Genomic DNA, 16,593 nt, shown 5'->3' on the forward strand with positions numbered 1-16,593 from the left:
GGATAACGTGCCGTTGCTCCGGCCTCCTGCAAGGCTCTGACCAGCTAGCTTCCGACCCGCGCCGATTTACTAGGAAACCCAAGCAAAAAGTACTTGGATTTCCAAGCAAAAACGCAGGTCAGGAGGGGTTTCACAGAAATGTGGGGCACTGGGTAACGTGCTTGTTGCAGGGCGCTCGCCGGGGCACCTGTCACGCCTGTTCCCGGCCGAGTGGCACACACCCCGTGCCACGGGTGTCGGAAGCAGGTGAGCCGCACTGGTTCACCCGGCAACCCCGGGGGCCGGACCGACGGAGGAGCACACGTGACCGTGGACAGCAGTGCCGCGAGCGAACCGCGACGCAGCGCCGCAGGCAAGGCCGGTACCACCGGCAGCAAGACCGGCACCAAGCGCACCACCACTCGTACCACCGCGCGCACCACCTCGAAGAAGAGCGCCGATCCCGAGCTCGTGCAGTTGCTGACCCCCGAGGGCAAGCGGGTCAAGAACGCCGAGTACGACGCCTACGTCGCCGGGATCACCCCCGACGAGCTGCGCGGCCTGTACCGCGACATGGTGCTCACCCGCCGCTTCGACGCCGAGGCCACCGCCCTGCAGCGGCAGGGTGAACTGGGCCTGTGGGCGTCTTTGCTCGGCCAGGAAGCCGCCCAGATCGGTTCCGGGCGTGCCACCCGCGAGGACGACTACGTCTTCCCGACCTACCGCGAGCACGGCGTCGCCTGGTGCCGCGGGGTCGACCCGACCAACCTGCTGGGCATGTTCCGCGGCGTCAACCACGGCGGCTGGGACCCCAACAGCAACAACTTCCACCTCTACACGATCGTCATCGGCTCCCAGACGCTGCACGCCACCGGCTACGCGATGGGCGTCGCCAAGGACGGCGCGGACAGCGCGGTGATCGCCTACTTCGGCGACGGCGCGTCCAGCCAGGGCGACGTCGCCGAATCGTTCACCTTCTCCGCGGTCTACAACGCCCCGGTGGTGTTCTTCTGCCAGAACAACCAGTGGGCGATCTCCGAGCCGACCGAGAAGCAGACCCGCGTCCCGCTCTACCAGCGCGCCCAGGGGTTCGGCTTCCCCGGCGTCCGCGTCGACGGCAACGACGTGCTGGCCTGCCTCGCGGTCACCAAGTGGGCGCTGGAGCGCGCCCGCAGCGGCGAGGGACCGACGCTCGTCGAGGCGTACACCTACCGGATGGGCGCCCACACCACCTCCGACGACCCCACCAAGTACCGGGCCGACGAGGAGCGCGAGGCCTGGGAGGCCAAGGACCCGATCCTGCGCCTTCGCCGCTACCTGGAGGCCTCAAACCACGCGGACGAGGGATTTTTCGCGGAACTCGAGGCCGAGTCCGAGGCGTTGGGCAGGCGAGTGCGCGAAGCGGTGCGAGCCATGCCGGACCCGGACAACTTCGCCATCTTCGAGAACGTGTACGCGGACGGGCACGCGCTCGTCGACGAGGAACGAGCCCAGTTCGCCGCCTACCAGGCGACGTTCGCTGACGTAGAGGGGGGTAACTGAGATGGCGGAGAAGATGGCACTCGCCAAGGCGATCAACGAGTCGCTGCGCCGCGCCCTGGAGACGGACCCCAAGGTCCTCATCATGGGCGAGGACGTCGGCAAGCTCGGCGGCGTCTTCCGCGTCACCGACGGCCTCCAGAAGGACTTCGGCGACAGCCGCGTCATCGACACCCCCCTCGCGGAGTCCGGCATCGTCGGCACCGCGATCGGCCTCGCCCTGCGCGGCTACCGCCCGGTGGTGGAGATCCAGTTCGACGGCTTCGTCTTCCCGGCCTACGACCAGATCGTCACCCAGCTCGCGAAGATGCACGCCCGCTCGCTGGGCAAGGTGAAGATGCCGGTCGTCGTCCGCATCCCCTACGGCGGCGGCATCGGCGCGGTCGAGCACCACTCCGAGTCCCCCGAGGCACTCTTCGCGCACGTGGCCGGACTGAAGATCGTCAGCCCTTCCAACGCCTCCGACGCGTACTGGATGATGCAGCAGGCCATCCAGAGCGACGACCCGGTGATCTTCTTCGAGCCCAAGCGCCGCTACTGGGACAAGGGCGAGGTCAACACCGAGGCCATCCCCGGCCCGCTGCACAAGGCACGCGTGGTCCGCGAGGGCACCGACCTCACCCTGGCCGCCTACGGCCCGATGGTGAAGCTCTGCCAGGAGGCCGCCGACGCGGCCGCCGAGGAGGGCAAGTCCCTGGAGGTCCTGGACCTGCGCTCGGTCAGCCCGCTCGACTTCGACTCCATCCAGGCCTCGGTCGAGAAGACCCGCCGCCTGGTCGTCGTCCACGAGGCGCCCGTGTTCTTCGGCTCCGGCGCGGAGATCGCCGCCCGTATCACCGAGCGCTGCTTCTACCACCTGGAGGCCCCGGTACTCCGGGTGGGCGGCTACCACGCCCCCTATCCGCCGGCCCGCCTGGAGGAGGAGTACCTTCCGGGCCTGGACCGGGTGCTCGACACCGTCGACCGTGCCCTGGCGTACTGAGGAGAGGGTCGTGACGACGATGACGGAAGCGTCCGTACGCGAGTTCAAGATGCCGGACGTGGGCGAGGGACTCACCGAGGCCGAGATCCTCAAGTGGTACGTCCAGCCCGGCGACACGGTCACCGACGGCCAGGTGGTGTGCGAGGTCGAGACGGCGAAGGCGGCCGTCGAGCTCCCCATCCCCTACGACGGTGTGGTCCGCGAACTCCGCTTCGCCGAGGGCACCACGGTGGACGTGGGCATGGCGATCATCACGGTGTACGTGGCGGGCGGCGCCCCGGGCGAAGAGCCGGCCGCGGCCCCGGAGCCGGAGCCGGAGAAGAAGCCGGAGGGCCGCCAGCCGGTCCTCGTCGGCTACGGAGTGGCGGCCTCCTCCACCAAGCGCCGTCCGCGCAAGGGCCCGGAGATCACGGTCACCGAGGTGGCGGTCCAGGCGTCGATCCAGACCGAACTGAACGGCCACAGCCACGCGCCCGCCCCCGCGGAAGCCCTGGCGGAACTCCCCCGTCCGCTGGCCAAGCCGCCGGTGCGCAAGCTGGCGAAGGACCTGGGCGTCGACCTGGCCACGGTGACCCCGTCCGGCCCCGACGGCATCATCACGCGCGAGGACGTGCACGCGGCGGTGGCCGTGCCCGAGCCGGCGGCGCCGGCCCCGGTCGCTCCCGTCGCTCCGGTGGCCCCCGTCGCCTCGTACGACACCGCCCGCGAGACCCGTGTCCCCATCAAGGGTGTCCGCAAGGCGACGGCGGCGGCGATGGTCGGGTCAGCGTTCACGGCGCCGCATGTCACGGAGTTCGTGACGGTGGACGTGACGCGCACGATGAAGCTGGTGGAGGAGCTGAAGCAGGACAAGGACCTGCAGGGCCTCCGGGTGAACCCGCTCCTGCTCATCGCCAAGGCCCTGCTGGTCGCCATCAGGCGCAACCCGGACATCAACGCGTCCTGGGACGAGGCGAACCAGGAGATCGTGCTCAAGCACTACGTCAACCTGGGCATCGCCGCGGCCACCCCGCGCGGCCTGATCGTCCCGAACATCAAGGACGCCCACGCGAAGACGCTGCCGCAGCTGGCGGAGTCCCTCGGTGAGCTGGTGGCCACCGCCCGGGACGGCAAGACCTCGCCCGCCGCGATGCAGGGCGGCACGGTGACCATCACCAACGTCGGCGTCTTCGGCATCGACACGGGCACGCCGATCCTCAACCCGGGCGAGGCGGCGATCCTCGCGGTCGGCGCGATCAAGCTCCAGCCCTGGGTCCACAAGGGCAAGGTGAAGCCACGTCAGGTGACCACACTGGCACTGAGCTTCGACCACCGACTGGTCGACGGCGAGCTCGGCTCGAAGGTCCTCGCCGACATCGCGGCGATCCTGGAGCAGCCGAAGCGGTTGATCACCTGGGGGTAAGGGCAGTCAGGTCAAGAGAGCGGACGGTCGCAACTTCGGATTGCGACCGCCCGCTCTCTTTCGTTCACGACGTGTCAGGGCCGATTCAGCACATAAACCGGCGCCCCGTCCTCCGTTCCGCCCCGTGAGCGGATACAGGCGTGCTTGCGCAGCAGCCGGAGACACTCGTCGACGCGGTGCACCGTCAGGCCGGTCCGGCCGGCGCTCGATTCGAGCGGCTCGCGCAGCTGGTCCTGCTCGACGAGGACGGGGACGACGGCGACGGCCACGGTCCACACATCACCCGTCTCTGGTACTCGTCGCCGCCAGTCGGCCAGCACGGCTTGGATGGTTGGCGGAACGTGATTGCCGCTGAGGGCCGGAAGACCGAGGACGAGGGCGTCGAACCGGTCGGCAATGCGTTCCAGTGCCCGGAGCATGGCCTTCTGTGTGGCCAGCATCTCCTTCTGCGTTGCCAGCATCTTCTTCTGCAGCCTGATCGATTCGCGCTGTCCGCCCTTCAGTTCCTCGTCCAGCTCAAGGTTGTGAGCCTCAAGTCGCACTACGGCCTCCGTGACCTGGTCCGGCACGATGTACGCGGTGGGCGCGCCCGGGTCGGTCGGCTGCACCTCGGCTTCTTCGAGAGAGTAGGAGCCATCCTGATGGACGGTCGCGATCACTTCGGCGGCCCACTGTTTGAAGGGAGCTGCGGCGGGCTTGACAGCCAAATACCTCGATGTTCATGAATGCGAGGGAAGAACCCGCGTTCTGCTGCGTCGGGTCGTCCGGGTATGGCAAAGGCCCGTCGCGGACAAGCGTTGCGGCGGGCCTTCGTCGGTTCGGTGCGAGGTGTGTCAGCTGGTCGCGAAGCCGTAGTTCAGGAGCTTCGTGGCGTCCGTCGCGCGCTGGGTGATCGACGTGGAGGCGAGGACGGTGCCGATGACCGTCTTGCCGTTGCGGGTCGCGGCGAAGACCAGGCAGTACTTGGCCTCGGGGCCGGAGCCGGTCTTGATGCCGATCGCGCCGCTGTAGCTGGAGAGCAGCGTGTTGGTGTTGGTCCAGGTACCCATGGTGCGGGTGGAACCGGTCTTGGTGATCGTCTTCGCCGTGTAGCTCTTCGTCTTGACGACCGTGCGGAACGTGGCGTTCTTCATCGCGCTGCTGGCGATCTTCGTCAGGTCGCGCGGCGTCGAGTAGTTGTTGCCGTTGCCGATGCCGTCGAAGGAGTCGAAGTGGGTGTGCGTCAGACCCAGGCTCTTCGCGGCGGTGTTCATCTTGGCGACGAAGTTGGAGACGCGCGCGGCGCGGGTGGTGCCCGAGCCGTAGGTGTCCGCGAGCGCGTAGGCGGCGTCGCAGCCGGAGGGCAGCATCAGCCCGTAGAGGAGCTGGCGGACGGTGACCTTGTCGCCGACGATCAGGTGAGCCGAGGAGGCGGTGTTGGCGACGATGTAGTCGCTGTACGCCTTCTGGATCGTGACCTTCTTGTCGAGGTTCAGGTTCGACTGTGCGAGCACGACCTTGGCGGTCATGACCTTCGTGGTGGAGCCGGTGGACAGCTTGGTGTCCGCCGCCTTCGTGTACAGCGTCTTGGCGGTCCCGTTGTTCATGACGTAGCCACCCTTGGCCACGATCGAGGGCGCGGTGACGGCCTGCGCGGGTGCCGCGGTGAGGGCGCCGGTCGCGAGCATCGCGCCGGACGTGACGGCGACGGCGACGGCCTTGCGGAGGCGGGTGCCCTTAATACCGGTAATCAAGTGAAATACCCCGAGTCGAGTCGTAATGCCCCTGAGAGTGCGGCCGAGTTGGGGGTGCCAAAGCGGGTGGGGCCGCACGTGTGTGACACGTAAGTAGCACAGATGGTTGTGCGGTTGCTGGGTGCGATCTACGTCACGTCCGCATGGTGGACGCCGAAGTCTCTTGCGTACGTGTTGTATCTAAGCTGTGGTCATGAGCCTGGCCGTCAAGCAGCCCCCCGCCGCCGACCGTGTCTACTCCCATGTCAAACAAGGCGTCCTGGACCGTCGTTACGAGGGCGGCACGCTTCTCACCGAGGGCGAGCTGGCCGAGGCTGTGGGGGTCTCCCGCACCCCCGTGCGCGAGGCGCTGCTGCGCCTGGAGGTCGAGGGCCTGATCAAGCTCTACCCCAAGAAGGGCGCCATGGTGCTGCCCGTCTCCGCGCAGGAGATCGCGGACGTGGTGGAGACCCGGATGCTGGTCGAGGAGCACGCGGTACGCAAGGCCGTGCCCCCGTCGCCGGCGCTCGTGGCCCGGCTCGAGGAACTGCTCACCCGGCAGAAGGCCGAGGCCGCCGCCGGTGACCTGGCCGCCGCGGCCGTCACGGACCGCTGCTTCCACGCCGAGATCGTCCGCGACGGCGGCAACGCGATCCTCTCCCGTCTCTACGACCAACTGCGCGACCGCCAGCTGCGGATGGGCGTCGCGATCATGCACGCGCACCCCGACCGCATCGCCAAGTCGCTGACCGAGCACGAGGAGATCCTGGACGCGCTGCGCGCCGGGGACGCCGAGCGCGCGGTCCAACTGGTGCACCGGCACGTCGACTGGTTCTCGCACTTGGCGCGGGGTGAGGTCCGATGAACCGCGCCGCCACCAGCCTGCCCGGTGATCCTCCGGGCGGCCGACGGGCCGTCGCGGTGTGGTGCACAGGCGTCTCGGTCTACTTCGTCGCCGTCATCTTCCGTACGTCCCTGGGTGTCGCCGGCCTCGACGCGGCCGACCGCTTCCATGTCGGCGCCTCGGCCCTGTCCACCTTCTCCATCCTCCAGCTGCTGGTCTACGCAGGCATGCAGATACCCGTCGGCCTGCTGGTCGACCGGCTCGGCACGAAGAAGGTGCTGAGCATCGGCGCGCTGCTGTTCACCGCCGGGCAGCTGGGCTTCGCCTTCTCCCCCTCGTACGGCACCGCGCTCGCCTCCCGCGCGCTGCTCGGCTGCGGCGACGCGATGACGTTCATCAGCGTGCTGCGGCTCGGCACCCGCTGGTTCCCGGTGCGGCGCGGGCCGCTGATAGCCCAGCTCGCCGGTCTGGTCGGCATGGCGGGCAACCTCGTCTCCACGCTGGTCCTGGCCCGGCTGCTGCACGGCGTCGGCTGGACCCCGGCGTTCGCGGGCAGCGCGCTGGCCGGCGTGGTCGTACTGGTCCTCGTGTTCTCGTTCCTGAAGGACCATCCCGAGGGGTACGAGCCGGAGTCCTTCCCGCACCAGGGTGCGGCGTACGTGCGCAGGCAGATCGTCGCGTCCTGGCGGGAGCCCGGGACACGGCTCGGCCTGTGGGTGCACTTCACCACCCAGTTCCCGGCGATGGTGTTCCTGCTGCTGTGGGGGCTGCCGTTCCTGGTCCAGGCGCAGGGGTTGTCCCGCGCCACGGCCGGTGAACTGCTGACCCTGGTCGTCCTCTCCAACATGCTGATCGGGCTGGTCTACGGCCAGATCGTCGCCCGGCACCACACGGCGCGGCTGCCGCTGGCGCTGGGCACGGTCGCCGCGACCGCCGTGGTCTGGGCGGCGACGCTGGTCTATCCGGCCGAGCATGCGCCCATGTGGCTGCTGGTGGTGTTGTGTGCGGTGCTGGGGGCGTGTGGGCCGGCGTCGATGCTCGGCTTCGACTTCGCGCGCCCCGCGAATCCGCCGGAGCGGCAGGGGACCGCGTCGGGAATCACCAACATGGGTGGTTTCGTGGCCTCGATGACGACGTTGTTCGTGGTGGGTGTGCTGCTGGATGCGACCGATGACAACTACTCGGTGGCGTTCTCGTGTGTGTTTGTGCTGCAGGCGCTGGGGGTGAGTCAGATCCTGCGGTTGCGGGGGCGGGCGGCTCGGCGGGAGCGGGAGCGGTTGGTGGCGAGCCGGGTGGAGACGGTGCACGTGCCTGCGTGAATTCCTTCTCCCACCCGCGCACCGCCCGTTCAAGTGGGCAGAGAGGCTGGGCGACCCGCCGGGGCGATCGCCGTCGGCGGCTTTCCGCGCGTGCGACGCGATCGGGCGGCTGCTGGTGCGCGGCGATTGTGCGGCCGCTCCGGGCGATGAATGGTCACTCGCTGGTGCGGTGCCCGGGGCCACCGGAGCGGTGACCCGGCAGTCGCTGGTGCGGTGACCCGGCGGCTGCCGGTGCGGTGACCCGGCGGGCGTCGGTGCGGTGACCCGGCGGGCGTCGGTGGGAGTGGGGCGGCGACCGCGTCGTCGGGACGAGGGGTGTGGTCATCCGGTTGTCGGGACGAGGGTCAGGTAGGCGAGGCCCAGGACGCCGCGGTAGGTCAGCCAGGCCGTGCGGTGGGTGTCGAGGCGGTCGCGGGTTTCTGCTGCCAGGGGGTGGTCGGGGTTGGCCGCCAGCCATACCTCCGTGTCCGCCTGGTACGCCGACTCGAACTCCTCCCACTCGTCCGGGCTCGCCGTCTCGGTCCACTCCGGGCGGAAGCCGGCGGCCACCGCGAGGTCGGTGAGGGTCGCCAGGTCGTGGTGGTCGTCGGCCGACGCGCCCGGCCACATCCGGGCGAGCTCGGCTTCCGTCGGGGTGCGCTGCCAGAAGCCCTCGCCCAGCAGGACCCGCCCGCCGTCGGCCACCAGCCGCCGCAGCTCCCGCAGGGCGGTCACCAGGTCGTCGCTCAGCGCCTGGCTCGCCCCGAGGCACAGCACCACGTCGGCCGGGCCGCGCCCGGTGCCCACCGCCGACTCCTCCGCGAACTCCACCCGGTCGGCCAGCGCCCGCGCCTCGGCGCCCCGCCGCCCCCGCTCCAGATCCTCCGTACGCAGATCCACTCCGACCCCACCCGCCCCCGGTACGGCCTCCAGCAGCCGGAGCATCAGCTCGCCCCAGCCGCAGCCGATGTCGAGCACCGTGGCAGGACGGGTCGCGGCGAGGCGCCTCACCATCCCCGTCGCGCGGGTCTCGGAGAGCGGGCCGTGGAAGGTCAGCCGGGTGAGGCGGGGCGGGAGATCGGTGTGCGGCGCGGTGTCAGCTGTCATGCCGGGCAAGGTAGATCCCCCGGCCGCTGGGGGACACCGAATTAATCGGGTACCGATCGATTCGGCGGCCGCCGTTACTGCGTGACCGCGAAGTTCCGCAGGATCGCCGCCGTCAGTTCCGGGTCGCCCTCCGCCTTCACCCGGTCCGCGACCGCCTCCGGGGTCGTACGGCCGCAGGCCAGACGGACGTAGGTCTCCCAGTCGAGGGTGAAGATGGCGGCGGGGCCGAGGGCGGGGGTCGCCTCCAGGGTGCCGCGGCCCTGGATGTCGATGCGGATGGTGCGCAGGAACTCCACCGGCCCGTGCACATCGAAGATGACGGCCGAACTGCGCGGCGCGTTCGCGTCTTCGGCGACCACCCGGGGCAGGTCGGCGAGCAGCACGTCCCGGGCGACCTGCGCGCCCGGCGAGTCGAGGTTGCCGGGCCGTCCGAGTGCCGCCCGCAGGTCCTGCTCGTGCACCCACACGTCGAACGCGCGGTTGCGCATGGCCGTTTCGAGGGTGATCTCCTTGCCCATCGGCCCGCGCACCAGGTGCCCCGGCTCCCGCGACTCGTTGCGCAGCTGACGGTTGCGGCGGATGACCGTGTACTCCAGCTCGGAGGTCATCTCGGGCGCCGTGTGGTGGCGGCGGGCGTCGACCTGCATCTCCATGTAGCGCTGGTGCTCGTTGGTGATGTGGAAGAGGTCGCGCGGCAGGGTGTGGATGGGACGCGGGTCGCCGAGCATCTCGCAGTCCAGGCCGATCACATGGGAGACCACGTCCCGCACCGACCAGCCCGGGCATGGCGTCCGCCGGTTCCACTCGCCCTCGACCAGAGGCGTCACCAGCTCGGATATCGCTTCGATGGAGTGGGTCCAGGCGTCGGCGTAGGGCTGGAGGGTGGGATGCAGACTCACGGAACGGGACCCCTCGGCGGTCGGTACTCGGGCAGGTTGTGGCGGCGCTGCCAGCGGGAGGTGGCTGCTGTCGGCGGGTGTCTTGAGACGCTAAGTTACGCTGCTGTGAGGCACCCCGGCAGTGCTTTCGTGTGACGATCGTAGGCCCGTGTGGACGGCTCGAATGCCAGGACGGTGGTAGTGTGCGCGCCTCGCTCATCCAGATCGATGTAAACGAGGGCGAATCGGTCGAATCTCGTCGGCGGCGTGTGACCGCGCTGGTACGCGAGCAGGCTGGTGCCGATCTTGTCGTACTGCCCGAGCTGTGGACGACGGGTGCGTTCGCCTACCAGGAGTTCGCCACGGAGGCCGAGCCGCTCGAAGGCCCGACGTACGAGGCGATGGCGAAGGCGGCGAGCGACGCGGGCGTCTGGCTGCACGCCGGCTCGATCCCCGAGCGGGACCTTGACGGCCCCCTCTACAACACGTCTCTCGTCTTCTCCCCCTCCGGTGAGCTGGCCGCGGCCTATCGCAAGATCCACCGCTTCGGCTTCGACAAGGGCGAGGCGGTGCTGATGGGCGCCGGGCGGGAACTGGTGACCGTCCGGCTCCCGGAGACCACGCTGGGCGTGGCCACCTGCTACGACCTCCGGTTCCCCGAACTCTTCCGCGGACTCGTCGACGCCGGCGCCGAGACGATGGTGCTCTCGGCGGGCTGGCCCGAGCGGCGACGCGCGCACTGGACGCTGCTGGCCCAGGCGCGGGCGGTCGAGAACCAGGCGTTCGTGCTCGCGTGTGGAACGGCCGGGACACACGCCGGAGTTCCGCAGGCGGGTCACTCGATCGTGGTCGATCCCTGGGGCGAGGTACTGGCCGAGGCGGGCGCCGGCGAGGAGATCCTCACCGTCGACTTCGACCCTGCCAGGGTCGCCACGACCCGCGAACAGTTCCCCGCCCTCAAGGACCGCCTGCTGGGCCTGGAGCCCCCGAGCCACCGCTAGTCCTCCTCCCGCTCCTTCTCCGCGAGATGGATCACGCACACCGCGACCGCGATCAGCAGTGCCGGGTCCGCGTCGTTCCGCACGATGTCGACGCCGTAGGTCTCCCGTACGTGCAGCCAGCGCCGGGAGATCACGGCGAGCAGTTCGCCGTCGTACTCGACGGCGAACTCGCGGTCGAGGATCTTGCCGCTGACGTCCAGTTCGGTGCCCTCGGCCAGGCGCACCCGGTAGTGGTTGCGCAGCAGCGAGAGCCGCTTGCGCCTGATGGTGGCCAGCGGCTCGCCCTCGCGTTCGATCACCATCGTGTCGCGCAGGGCGAACATCTTCTGGTGGAAGTCGACGAGCACGCGCCCGTGCCGGTCCTTCAGCTCGAACGTGTCCCGCAGCCGCATGGCCTTGCCGTCGACGAGGAACACCTTGTCGCCGTGCTCGTCCTCGATCCAGTAGTCCTCGCCGAAGCCGAGGAGCCGGTCGCGTACCAGGAATCTCATACCTGTACCCCTTCCCGGGCCACCGGCCCGAAACGCCGGCGGTAGCCCGACGGGCTGAGTCCCGTCTCGCGCCGCAGCCGCGCGCGCAGATTGGCCGCCGTACCGAGCCCGCTGCGCGCCGCCACCACGTCCAGCCGTTCCTCCCCGCGCTCGATCAGACGGCAGGCGAGAGCGACCCGTTCCCCCGTCAGCCAGGCCAGCGGGGTGGTGCCCAGCTGGGCGCGGAACCGGCGGTGCAGGGTGGCGGGGGAGACGGCGGCCCGCGCGGCCAGGTCGGCCACGGTCAGCGGCTGTCCGAGCCGCTCCTGCGCCCAGGCCAGCAGCGGGCCGAGCGACTCGTCCGGCACCTCGGGCACCGGCCGCTCCACGAACTGCCGCTGCCCGCCGTCGCGGTGCGAGGCGAACACCAGCCGCCGGGACACCGCGTTGGCGATCTCGGCGCCGTGGTCCTGCCGCCAGATGTGCAGCCCCAGGTCGAGCGCGGCCGCGCTGCCCGAGGCGGTGAGCAGGTCGCCGTCGTCGACGAAGAGCACGTCCGGCCGGAGCAGCACCCGGGGATGCAGTTCCCGGAAGGCGTCCGCCCAGCGCCAGTGCGTGGTGGCCGGCCGTCCGTCCAGCAGCCCGGCCTCGGCGAGCGCGAAGGTCCCGGTGCAGAAACTCACGATCCGCACTCCCCGAGCGTGTGCACGCCGGACGGCGTCGAGGACGTCGGCGCCGCGCGGTACGACGTTGTCGGGCCGTCCCGGTACGACGACCGTGTCCGCCCCGTCCACGGCCGCCAGCCCCGCCACCCCGCTGAGGGTGAAGAAGCCGTGGTTCATGCGCACCTCGCGCGTGGGCGCGCACACCGTCACCTCGTACGGCGGCACGGGCAGTCCCAGCTCGGGCCGCGGCAGCCCGAACAGCTCGGTGGCGACCCCGACCTCGAACGGATTGGTGCCCGCGTCGACGATCACGGCGACACGATGGGTCGACCCGTTCGCTTGAGAGGATCCTTGCGTCATATGCGATTTCTAGCACTCACGCGGAGGCCGGCCGACGCCCCAGGATGATCGTCATGACCAGCGAACCCGTCTCCCTCGCCCATGCCCTCGCCTCCTTCGACGACCTGTGGAGCCCCCGCATCGTCACCGCCGTCAACGACTACGACGTCCGCGTCGCCAAGGTCGACGGCGAACACCTCTGGCACGTCCACGACCACACCGACGAGTTCTTCCTGGTCCTGGAGGGCGAGCTGCGCATCGCCCTGCGGGAAGCGGCCGGCGAGCGCACGGTCGTCCTTCCCAAGGGCTCCGTCTTCACCGTTCCCCGAGGTACCGAGCACAAGCCGGTCGCCCCGGCCGGGGCATCGATCCTCCTCTTCGAACCGACCGGCACGTCCACGGTCGGCGACCGCCACGACGACATCCCGGACCACGTGGACGTTACGACGGGGCACACACTGTCCTGACCAGGGCCGATTCGAGTTGTCCACAGGCGGGATCGCCTGTCGGCGGCGAGTGGCACTCTTGATCCATGAGCGAGACATCCCCGGCCCCCACCCCGCGCCGTGCCCGCGTCCGTGCCCCCGAGCTGACCGGCAAGGGCGGCTGGCTGAACACGGGCGACAAGCAGTACACCCTCGCTGACCTGCGAGGACGCATCGTGGTCCTCGATTTCTGGACATTTTGTTGCATCAACTGCCTGCACGTCCTGGACGAGCTGCGCGAGCTGGAGGAGCGGCACCGGGACACGGTGGTGATCATCGGGGTGCACTCGCCGAAGTTCGTGCACGAGGCGGAGCACCAGGCGGTCGTCGACGCCGTGGAGCGGTACGGCGTGGAGCACCCGGTGCTCGACGACCCGGAGCTCGCCACCTGGAAGCAGTACGCGGTGCGGGCCTGGCCGACGCTGGTGGTGATCGACCCCGAGGGGTACGTGGTCGCGCAGCACGCCGGTGAGGGGCACGCGCACGCGATCGGCCGGCTGGTCGAGGAGCTGGAGGCGGAGCACGCGGCGAAGGGTACCCTGCGCCGCGGCGACGGCCCTTACGTGCCGCCGGAGCCCGAGCCCACCGCCCTGCGCTTCCCCGGCAAGGCGCTGCTGCTCCCCTCCGGGAACTTCCTGGTCAGCGACACCACCCGGCACCAGTTGGTGGAGCTTGCACAGGACGCGGAGACGGTCGTGCGGCGGATCGGTTCCGGGACGCGCGGCTTCACGGACGGCCCGGCGGCCGAGGCCTCCTTCAGCGAGCCGCAGGGGCTGGCGCTTCTCGACGACGGCTCGGTGGTCGTCGCCGACACCGTCAACCACGCGCTACGGCGCCTGGACCCGGCCACCGGTGAGGTCACCACGCTCGCCGGCACCGGCCGCCAGTGGTGGCAGGGCTCCCCGACCTCCGGCCCGGCCCGCGAGATCGACCTGTCCTCCCCCTGGGACGTGGCGGTCTTCGGCGGCAGGGTGTGGATCGCGATGGCGGGCGTGCACCAGCTGTGGGCGTACGACCCGGAGCGCCGGACGGTCGCCGTCGCCGCCGGTACCACCAACGAGGGGCTGGTGGACGGCCCGGCGGCCGAGGCGTGGTTCGCGCAGCCGTCCGGGCTCGCGGCCACCGCCGACCGGCTCTGGCTCGCCGACTCCGAGACCAGCGCCCTGCGCTGGGTCGACCCGGAGGGACATGTCCACACCGCCGTGGGGACAGGGCTGTTCGACTTCGGGCATCGTGACGGCGCGGCCGAACAGGCCCTGTTCCAGCATCCGCTGGGCGTGACCGCCCTCCCCGACGGTTCGGTGGCGGTGTCCGACACCTACAACCACGCACTGCGCCGCTACGACCCCGCGACCGGGGAAGTCACCACACTGGCCACGGACCTCAGAGAACCGAGCGACGCGGTGCTGGTCGGCGACGACATCGTGGTGGTCGAGTCGGCCCGTCACCGCCTGACCCGGCTGCGGCTGCCCGAGGGTGCGGTCCGGGTGGAGTCGGTCGCCCACCGCACCCAGCGGGCGGCGACCGAGGTGGCCCCCGGCCGCCTCCGCCTGGACGTGATCTTCCAGGCCCCGGCGGGCCAGAAGCTGGACACCCGGTACGGCCCCTCGACCCGTCTGCTGGTCTCCTCGACCCCGCCGGAACTGCTGCTCAAGGGCGAGGGCGCCGACACCGACCTGTCGAGAGAGCTGGACCTGAACCCGGCCGTGGCGGAAGGCGTCCTGCACGTCTCGGCGATGGCGGCGAGCTGCGACGACGACGAGGCCAACGAATACCCGGCCTGCCATGTGCATCAGCAGGACTGGGGAGTTCCGGTGAGACTGACAGAGGGCGGGGCGGACCGACTGCCCCTGGTCCTGGCCGGAATGGATCAAGACGCCTAGCCTCAGCGCCCCGGAAGGGGTGCGGGGCTGTGTCGATTTGCGGCTGCCGCCGCGTGGGCGCGACCAGCCCCCACCCACCCGCAGTCGGAACGCGACCGGTTACCGCCGTCGCGGAACCAACTTGCACACCGCCACCCCGGCCGCCACCAACGTCGTGGCCGCCACCACCATCGCCATGCTGTTGATCCACAGCCCGGTGGCGGCCAGGGTCGCACCGCCCGCGCCTGCCGTGCCCGCGCCAATCACGAAACTCCTACAACCGCGGTAGTTGAATTCCGTAACGGATTGTTCACGGTTGCCTGTGATGGCCCTGTGGGTGCGGTTGTGTCCGTTACATGCCATACCGGTCGGTGTAGCCGTCACGGTGACGGTGCCGGTCCTCCTCGACGACGGCCGTCGGCGGCACCATGACCCGCCGGCGGCGGGCGATGCTGCTGAACGTGGCGACGCCGATGATCCCGACGGCCATCAGGATCAGGCCGACGACGTCGAGGTTGACTCCCTGCATGTGCCAGTCGGTCGCGAACGTGAGGATGGCCCCCACGGCGATGAGGATGATGCACCCGCCGAGCCCCATGAGTGTTGCCTCCCCTTCAGGTCCGGTGGTTCCGGTCCGCGCCGGGTACCCAAGGGCGGGCGGGTCATGTGCGTCTCCCCGCGCAACTACCCTTCCAGGAACGCCACCAGCGCGTTCGCCAGCAGGAACGGGTCGTCGGCGCCGCACAGTTCGCGGGCGCTGTGCATGGAGAGGATGGCCGCGCCGATGTCGACGGTCCGGATCCCGTGGCGGGCCGCGGTGATCGGGCCGATCGTGGTGCCGCAGGGCATGGAGTTGTTGGAGACGAAGGTCTGGAAGGGGACCCCGGCCTTCTCGCAGGCGGCGGCGAAGACCGCGCGGCCCGAACCGTCCGTCGCGTAGCGGTTGTTGACGTTGACCTTGAGGATCGGTCCGCCGTTGACGCGGGGGTGGTGCGTCGGGTCGTGCCGCTCCGCGTAGTTGGGGTGGACGGCGTGGCCGGTGTCGGAGGAGAGACAGACGGTGGCCGCGAAGGCCCGCGCCCGGTCCTCGTACGATCCGCCGCGCGCCAGCACCGAGCGCTCCAGCACGTTGCCGAGCAGCGGTCCGTCCGCGCCGGTGTCCGACTGGGAGCCGGTCTCCTCGTGGTCGAAGGCGGCGAGGACCGGGATGCAGGGGAGCGCGGAGCCGCCCGCCGCCGTGGCCGCCAGTGCCGCCGTGCCGGCGTGCACGGACAGCAGGTTGTCCATCCGGGGCCCGGCCAGCAGCTCCTGGTCGCGGCCCAGGTAGGCCGGGGGTTCGACGGCGTAGGTCATCAGGTCCCAGCCGGTGACCGAGCCGGCCGGCAGGCCCGACTCCTGCTCCAGGAAGGCGATCAGGTCGCCGTCGCGGACGTCGTCGCCGATGCCCCAGATGGGCTGGAGGTGACGCTGCTGGTCGAGCTTGAGCCCCTCGCTGCTGACCGCACGGTCCAGGTGGATGGCGAGCTGGGGCACGCGCAGCAGCGGCCGGTGCACGTCGACGAGGCGGGTGGTGCCGTCCCGCAGGCTCAGCCGGCCGGCCAGGCCCAGGTCCCGGTCGAGCCAGGAGTTCATCAGCGGTCCGCCGTAGATCTCCACGGCCACCTGGCGGAAGCCGTGCCCCCCGGTGTCGGGCCGCGGCTTCACCCGCAGGTTCGGGGAGTCGGTGTGCGCGCCGACGATCCGGAACGGTGTGTGGGGCGCGGCGCCCTCCGGGACGTACCAGGCGATGATCGCGCCGCCGCGCAGCACGTACTTGCCGCCGGCCGTACCGTCCCAGGCGTCCGTCTCGGCGACCTGCCGGAAACCGGCCTTCTCCAGCCGTTCACCGGCGTTCGCCGCGGCGTGGTACGGCGTCGGGCTCGCCGCGAGGAAGGACATCAGGTCGTCGGTGTGCCCGCGGTCGAAGCGAGAGGGTGCGGATGCGCTCATGTGCCTCACCTTAACGACGTACGGAGGCCCGCTCCCCTGGA

At 70.4% G+C, this 16,593-nt stretch carries 16 protein-coding genes and 1 pseudogene; 8 read left to right on the forward strand and 9 right to left on the reverse strand.

Translation table 11 applies throughout. The features are described from left to right. Positions 1-303 precede the first annotated feature (303 nt). Genes pdhA through ACIRR9_RS03935 form a run of 3 tightly spaced genes read left to right on the forward strand, consistent with a single transcriptional unit; the run spans position 304 to position 3,902 of the window. Entirely contained in the window at positions 304-1,521 is a 1,218-nt protein-coding gene (gene pdhA / locus ACIRR9_RS03925; protein ID WP_403747240.1) for a pyruvate dehydrogenase (acetyl-transferring) E1 component subunit alpha, read from the forward strand. 1 nt (position 1,522) lies between these two features. Continuing rightward, positions 1,523-2,500 carry an alpha-ketoacid dehydrogenase subunit beta gene (locus tag ACIRR9_RS03930; protein ID WP_365340609.1) on the forward strand — a complete coding sequence of 326 codons (978 nt, stop codon included), beginning with the start codon at positions 1,523-1,525 and terminating at the stop codon, positions 2,498-2,500. A gap of 10 nt (positions 2,501-2,510) precedes the next feature. Continuing rightward, complete coding sequence (locus ACIRR9_RS03935; protein WP_403747244.1) at positions 2,511-3,902, forward strand: dihydrolipoamide acetyltransferase family protein; 1,392 nt, start codon at positions 2,511-2,513, stop codon at positions 3,900-3,902. A gap of 74 nt (positions 3,903-3,976) precedes the next feature. On the opposite strand, the pseudogene ACIRR9_RS03940 reads toward ACIRR9_RS03935, so the two are convergent. Continuing rightward, positions 3,977-4,600: pseudogene (locus ACIRR9_RS03940) on the reverse strand (DNA-binding protein); the annotation flags it as partial. 135 nt (positions 4,601-4,735) lie between these two features. Then, positions 4,736-5,635, reverse strand: a complete 900-nt coding sequence (locus ACIRR9_RS03945; protein ID WP_365340603.1) for a serine hydrolase — start codon at positions 5,633-5,635, stop codon at positions 4,736-4,738. Positions 5,636-5,828: 193 nt separating this feature from the next. Between ACIRR9_RS03945 and ACIRR9_RS03950 the strand changes: the two genes are divergently transcribed. Beyond that, entirely contained in the window at positions 5,829-6,479 is a 651-nt protein-coding gene (locus tag ACIRR9_RS03950; RefSeq protein WP_365340601.1) for a GntR family transcriptional regulator, read from the forward strand. After that, entirely contained in the window at positions 6,476-7,777 is a 1,302-nt protein-coding gene (locus ACIRR9_RS03955; protein WP_403747246.1) for a nitrate/nitrite transporter, read from the forward strand. The genes ACIRR9_RS03950 and ACIRR9_RS03955 overlap by 4 nt, the downstream gene beginning before the upstream one ends. Positions 7,778-8,098: 321 nt before the next feature. Here the strand turns inward: ACIRR9_RS03955 and ACIRR9_RS03960 are convergent, their stop codons facing one another. Together ACIRR9_RS03960 and ACIRR9_RS03965 are read right to left on the reverse strand one after the other, a co-directional pair. After that, positions 8,099-8,863 (reverse strand): SAM-dependent methyltransferase, encoded by a 765-nt coding sequence (locus ACIRR9_RS03960; RefSeq protein WP_403747248.1) that lies wholly within the window; start codon positions 8,861-8,863, stop codon positions 8,099-8,101. Between the two features lie 74 nt (positions 8,864-8,937). Then, on the reverse strand, positions 8,938-9,762 hold the full coding sequence (locus ACIRR9_RS03965; protein WP_403747249.1) for a maleylpyruvate isomerase family mycothiol-dependent enzyme: 825 nt from the start codon (positions 9,760-9,762) through the stop codon (positions 8,938-8,940). Positions 9,763-9,944: 182 nt separating this feature from the next. On the opposite strand from ACIRR9_RS03965, the gene ACIRR9_RS03970 reads away from it, so the two are divergent. Continuing rightward, entirely contained in the window at positions 9,945-10,742 is a 798-nt protein-coding gene (locus ACIRR9_RS03970; protein ID WP_403747251.1) for a carbon-nitrogen family hydrolase, read from the forward strand. Here ACIRR9_RS03970 and ACIRR9_RS03975 read toward each other — a convergent pair. Both ACIRR9_RS03975 and ACIRR9_RS03980 read right to left on the reverse strand, forming a co-directional pair. Beyond that, positions 10,739-11,233 carry an LURP-one-related/scramblase family protein gene (locus ACIRR9_RS03975; RefSeq protein WP_123975650.1) on the reverse strand — a complete coding sequence of 165 codons (495 nt, stop codon included), beginning with the start codon at positions 11,231-11,233 and terminating at the stop codon, positions 10,739-10,741. The genes ACIRR9_RS03970 and ACIRR9_RS03975 overlap by 4 nt on opposite strands. Then, on the reverse strand, positions 11,230-12,237 hold the full coding sequence (locus ACIRR9_RS03980; RefSeq protein WP_403747255.1) for a GlxA family transcriptional regulator: 1,008 nt from the start codon (positions 12,235-12,237) through the stop codon (positions 11,230-11,232). The genes ACIRR9_RS03975 and ACIRR9_RS03980 overlap by 4 nt, the downstream gene beginning before the upstream one ends. A gap of 53 nt (positions 12,238-12,290) precedes the next feature. On the opposite strand from ACIRR9_RS03980, the gene ACIRR9_RS03985 reads away from it, so the two are divergent. After that, the gene (locus tag ACIRR9_RS03985) at positions 12,291-12,683 is read left to right on the forward strand and encodes a cupin domain-containing protein (protein WP_403747257.1); all 393 of its coding nucleotides are present in this window, start codon (positions 12,291-12,293) and stop codon (positions 12,681-12,683) included. 65 nt (positions 12,684-12,748) lie between these two features. Continuing rightward, the gene (locus tag ACIRR9_RS03990; protein ID WP_403747258.1) at positions 12,749-14,584 is read left to right on the forward strand and encodes a thioredoxin-like domain-containing protein; all 1,836 of its coding nucleotides are present in this window, start codon (positions 12,749-12,751) and stop codon (positions 14,582-14,584) included. 99 nt (positions 14,585-14,683) lie between these two features. Here the strand turns inward: ACIRR9_RS03990 and ACIRR9_RS03995 are convergent, their stop codons facing one another. The 3 genes from ACIRR9_RS03995 to ACIRR9_RS04005 all read right to left on the reverse strand — a co-directional run bounded on the left by ACIRR9_RS03995 (position 14,684) and on the right by ACIRR9_RS04005 (position 16,552). Next, positions 14,684-14,830, reverse strand: a complete 147-nt coding sequence (locus tag ACIRR9_RS03995; protein ID WP_403747261.1) for a hypothetical protein — start codon at positions 14,828-14,830, stop codon at positions 14,684-14,686. A gap of 85 nt (positions 14,831-14,915) precedes the next feature. Then, complete coding sequence (locus ACIRR9_RS04000) at positions 14,916-15,161, reverse strand: DUF6458 family protein (protein WP_403747263.1); 246 nt, start codon at positions 15,159-15,161, stop codon at positions 14,916-14,918. A gap of 86 nt (positions 15,162-15,247) precedes the next feature. Beyond that, positions 15,248-16,552, reverse strand: coding sequence for a M18 family aminopeptidase (locus tag ACIRR9_RS04005; protein WP_403747264.1), 1,305 nt, complete (start codon positions 16,550-16,552; stop codon positions 15,248-15,250). Positions 16,553-16,593: the final 41 nt, after the last annotated feature.

This window comes from Streptomyces sp. NPDC101234 (assembly GCF_044767525.1).
Taxonomy (GTDB): Bacteria; Actinomycetota; Actinomycetes; order Streptomycetales; family Streptomycetaceae; genus Streptomyces; species Streptomyces sasae.

Bases quoted from the DNA above. Each gene is read 5' to 3' on its own strand.
- ACIRR9_RS03930 (WP_365340609.1), top strand. From the start codon at position 1,523: ATGGCGGAGAAGATGGCACTCGCCAAGGCGATCAACGAGTCGCTGCGC.
- ACIRR9_RS03950 (WP_365340601.1), top strand. From the start codon at position 5,829: ATGAGCCTGGCCGTCAAGCAGCCCCCCGCCGCCGACCGTGTCTACTCC.
- ACIRR9_RS03955 (WP_403747246.1), top strand. From the start codon at position 6,476: ATGAACCGCGCCGCCACCAGCCTGCCCGGTGATCCTCCGGGCGGCCGA.
- ACIRR9_RS03960 (WP_403747248.1), bottom strand. From the start codon at position 8,863: ATGACAGCTGACACCGCGCCGCACACCGATCTCCCGCCCCGCCTCACC.
- ACIRR9_RS03975 (WP_123975650.1), bottom strand. From the start codon at position 11,233: ATGAGATTCCTGGTACGCGACCGGCTCCTCGGCTTCGGCGAGGACTAC.
- ACIRR9_RS03980 (WP_403747255.1), bottom strand. From the start codon at position 12,237: ATGACGCAAGGATCCTCTCAAGCGAACGGGTCGACCCATCGTGTCGCC.
- ACIRR9_RS03985 (WP_403747257.1), top strand. From the start codon at position 12,291: ATGACCAGCGAACCCGTCTCCCTCGCCCATGCCCTCGCCTCCTTCGAC.
- ACIRR9_RS03990 (WP_403747258.1), top strand. From the start codon at position 12,749: ATGAGCGAGACATCCCCGGCCCCCACCCCGCGCCGTGCCCGCGTCCGT.
- ACIRR9_RS04000 (WP_403747263.1), bottom strand. From the start codon at position 15,161: ATGGGGCTCGGCGGGTGCATCATCCTCATCGCCGTGGGGGCCATCCTC.
- ACIRR9_RS04005 (WP_403747264.1), bottom strand. From the start codon at position 16,552: ATGAGCGCATCCGCACCCTCTCGCTTCGACCGCGGGCACACCGACGAC.